The 1,674-nt window shown below is 72.7% G+C and carries 3 protein-coding genes; all 3 read left to right on the top strand.

The window, feature by feature from the left end; all coding sequences use genetic code 11:
- Positions 1 to 640: tRNA lysidine(34) synthetase (locus tag GH736_RS22595; RefSeq protein ID WP_162529603.1), on the top strand; the 640-nt coding region annotated here is incomplete at its 5' end.
- Between the two features lie 76 nt (positions 641 to 716).
- Positions 717 to 1,268 (top strand): hypoxanthine phosphoribosyltransferase, encoded by a 552-nt coding sequence (hpt, locus tag GH736_RS22590; RefSeq protein ID WP_159607229.1) that lies wholly within the window; start codon positions 717 to 719, stop codon positions 1,266 to 1,268.
- 100 nt (positions 1,269 to 1,368) lie between these two features.
- A partial coding sequence (locus tag GH736_RS22585) for an MFS transporter (RefSeq protein WP_162529602.1) occupies positions 1,369 to 1,674 on the top strand: 306 nt, incomplete at its 3' end.

Here is a 1,674-nt window from a genome sequence, read left to right as displayed (position 1 = left end):
CCTCGTGCTGCTCGGCCACACGCTCGACGACCAGGCCGAGACCGTGCTGCTCGGGCTCGCCCGCGGGTCGGGTACTGCGAGCCTCGCCGGCATGCCCCCGCGCTGGGGCCGGTACGCGCGTCCACTCCTCGGCGTCCGCCGCGCGACGACGCGGCAGGCGTGCCTCGACGCCGGGCTCGAGCCGTGGGACGACCCGCACAACGTCGACCCCGCCTACACGCGGGTGCGCGTGCGGGAGCGGGTGCTGCCCGTGCTCGAGGCCGAGCTGGGACCGGGCGTTGCCGAGGCGCTCGCCCGCACGGCCGAGCAACTGCGCGAGGACGACGAGGCGTTCACCAGCCAGATCGACGAGTTCATCGAGGAGATCTGCGAGCCCGCCGAGGCCGGCATCGCCGTGTCGGTCGGAGTGCTCGAGGCGAACCCCGCGGCGCTGCGGCAGCGGATCGTCCGACACGTGCTGGCGAGCGAGTTCGGCGTCGCGCTCTCGCGCGCGCAGACGCTCGAGGTCGCCCGGCTCGTGACCGACTGGCATGGACAGGGCCCGCTCGACCTGCCCGGCGGCGTTCAGGCGTCGCGCTCGGGCCGGCACGTGTTCTTCTCCACGACGGGCTCGACCGAGGTACTGCCGCACGACCACTGAGGCGGCGGCGCCCGGGCCGACCGCCACAGCGTAGGCTCGTGGCATCCGTTCGCCCACGACATCAGGGAGCACAGGCATGGACGCGCGAGAGATCGAGGCCGACCTGACCGAGGTGCTCGTCACCGAAGCCGAGATCCACGCGAAGCTCGCCGAGCTCGCCCGGCGCATCGAGGCCGACTACGAGGGCAAGGAGATCCTGCTCGTCGGCGTGCTCAAGGGCGCCGTGATGGTCATGGCCGACCTCGCCCGCGAGCTGCGCCCGCACGTGAACATGGACTGGATGGCCGTGTCGTCGTACGGCGCCGGCACGCAGTCGAGCGGCGTCGTGCGCATCAACAAGGACCTCGACACCGACCTCACCGGACGGCACGTGCTCATCGTCGAGGACATCATCGACTCGGGCCTGACCCTCAGCTGGCTGCTCGGCAACCTCGAGTCCCGCGGCGCCGCGTCGGTCGAGATCTGCGCGCTCCTCCGCAAGCCCGACGCCGCCAAGGTCGAGGTCGCCGTGAAGTACCTCGGATTCGACATCCCGAACCAGTTCGTCGTCGGCTACGGGCTCGACTACGCCGAGGAGTACCGCAACCTGCGCGACGTGGCGATCCTCGCGCCGCACGTCTACAGCTGAGCGGGCGGCTCGCGGCCCCGCGCCGCTGAAGCGGTGCACGGCGTGGCCGCCCGGCTCGCGGCCCTGTGCCGCAGGCGTCGCAGGCCCTAGAGTCATCGCCATGGGCGATGGCCGGCGCCGCACCACTCTGCGCGACGCTGGCGCTGCCTTCACGAGCAACTGGCGGAACCCGAACCTCCGCCGCGCCCAGCTCAGCTTCCTCGGCGCCTGGACCGCCGAGTGGGCGTTCACCGTGGCGCTCGGCATCGTCGCCTACCGCGACGGCGGTGCGGCGGCACTCGGCCTGGTCGGCCTGCTGCGCATGCTGCCATCGGCCATCCTCGCGCCGCTCCTCTCTCCCATCGCCGACCGGGGGCGCCGGGAGCGGGTCCTCGTGCTCGTCTCGATCGTGCGCGGGGTCGCGACG

The sequence above is a fragment of the Agromyces humi genome (assembly GCF_009720255.1).
In the GTDB taxonomy this organism is placed as follows: Bacteria; Actinomycetota; Actinomycetes; order Actinomycetales; family Microbacteriaceae; genus Agromyces; species Agromyces humi.
Note: the sequence above shows the minus strand (reverse complement) of the source record. Positions and strands in the feature narration are given on the sequence as shown.

What these genes read in the sequence shown, in the direction of transcription:
- hpt (WP_159607229.1), top strand. Translation starts at nt 717, where the DNA reads ATGGACGCGCGAGAGATCGAGGCCGACCTGACCGAGGTGCTCGTCACC.